General features: G+C 65.3%; 1 protein-coding gene and 1 pseudogene. One reads left to right on the forward strand and one right to left on the reverse strand.

Going from position 1 to position 1,497, the window contains the following annotated elements; all coding sequences use genetic code 11:
* Positions 1 to 638 (reverse strand): annotated as a pseudogene (locus tag ACZYZ9_RS26395) (sensor histidine kinase); the annotation flags it as partial.
* A 102-nt stretch (positions 639 to 740) separates the two neighbouring features.
* Between ACZYZ9_RS26395 and ACZYZ9_RS26400 the strand changes: the two are divergent.
* Positions 741 to 1,394 (forward strand): response regulator, encoded by a 654-nt coding sequence (locus tag ACZYZ9_RS26400; protein ID WP_463829103.1) that lies wholly within the window; start codon positions 741 to 743, stop codon positions 1,392 to 1,394.
* Positions 1,395 to 1,497 lie beyond the last annotated feature (103 nt).

Genomic DNA, 1,497 nt, shown 5'->3' on the forward strand with positions numbered 1-1,497 from the left:
TGCATTTCCTCCGAGGCCGTCATCGTCTGCGCCAACAACTCCTCGCGCAACGCACTCAACCCCGCCACCGAACGAGCGTGGCGTTCTTCGATACGCACCACGACCAATGCCGTTCCGCAGAGAAACGCATACAGCGCGAACCGAAAGACGGCTTCGCGCCAGCCGATAGCGCGGACCATCACCGGATCCTGGGCGACCGACAGCGCAAATCCCACCAGGGTGAAGGCCAGCACCACCGCGGCCCGGCGTGTCGACACGTCGAGACCCACCAGCACCGGCAGCAGGGTCATGATCAGCAACGGATAGATCCCGTCGGTCGACAGCATCTGAAAACCGGTCAGCGCCAACACATCGATGGCGGTGAAGGCGAACGGCTCGAATCGGCGCACCCGCGCCAATGGGCCCATACCCACCCACTGGCGCGACGGAGCGAACGCCATCACCAGCGAACACAGTGCGATCACCGAGTATCCGACGATGAGGATGGTTTGTTGCGTCCACTGCGACGGCCGGGTCCCGATCAGCATCGCGGCAACCATCAGCGCCACCACGCCGATCCGTAACACCGAGGCGATCCGGTAGGACCGCAAACGGTGCACGCGGCGCACTCGTTCCAGTTCGACGTCGCTGGTCGCCACACGAACACCGTACTCAGGGTGGGGGCGAGCAAACTGCGGAATACCGATCGCGAGTCTGGCGATTACGAACAGTTCGGTGCAGGCGAGCGCTACACTCTGGCAATGGTCGGCGCTGTGACGCCTGAGAAAGTGCGTGTGGTCGTCGGCGATGACCACCCGCTGTTTCGCGAGGGCGTGGTACGCGCGCTCTCGTTGAGCGGTTCGGTGAATGTTGTCGGCGAGGCGGACGACGGTACGGGCGCTCTGGAGTTGATCAAAGCCCACCGGCCCGACGTCGCACTGCTGGACTACCGCATGCCCGGGATGGATGGTGCGCAGGTGGCGGCGGCAGTGCGCAACAACGACATACCCACCCGGGTGCTGCTGCTCTCAGCCCACGACGAATCGGCGATCGTGTACCAGGCCCTGCAGCAGGGTGCCGCCGGATTCCTGCTGAAGGATTCGACCCGGTCCGAGATCGTCAAAGCGGTTCTCGACGTCGCCAAGGGCCGCGACGTCGTCGCGCCCTCCCTCGTCGGCGGCCTGGCCGGGGAGATCCGGCAGCGCGCGGCACCGACTGCTCCGGTGCTGAGCGCGCGCGAACGCGAGGTGCTCAACCGCATTGCGCGCGGCCAGAGCATTCCCGCGATCGCCGCCGAATTGTATGTGGCACCGTCGACGGTCAAGACTCATGTGCAACGCCTGTACGAGAAGCTCGGTGTCAGCGACCGGGCGGCCGCGGTCGCCGAGGCGATGCGCCAGAAACTGCTTGACTGATCGCGGTTTTCGCCGCGAATCAGAGTTTGACGGGTAGTTCGACGCGCACGTGGGTGCCGGTGGGTGCATCCAAGAACACGAACCTGCCCCCGGCGGCATCGAC

The organism is Mycobacterium sp. IDUB_28, from assembly GCF_055419285.1.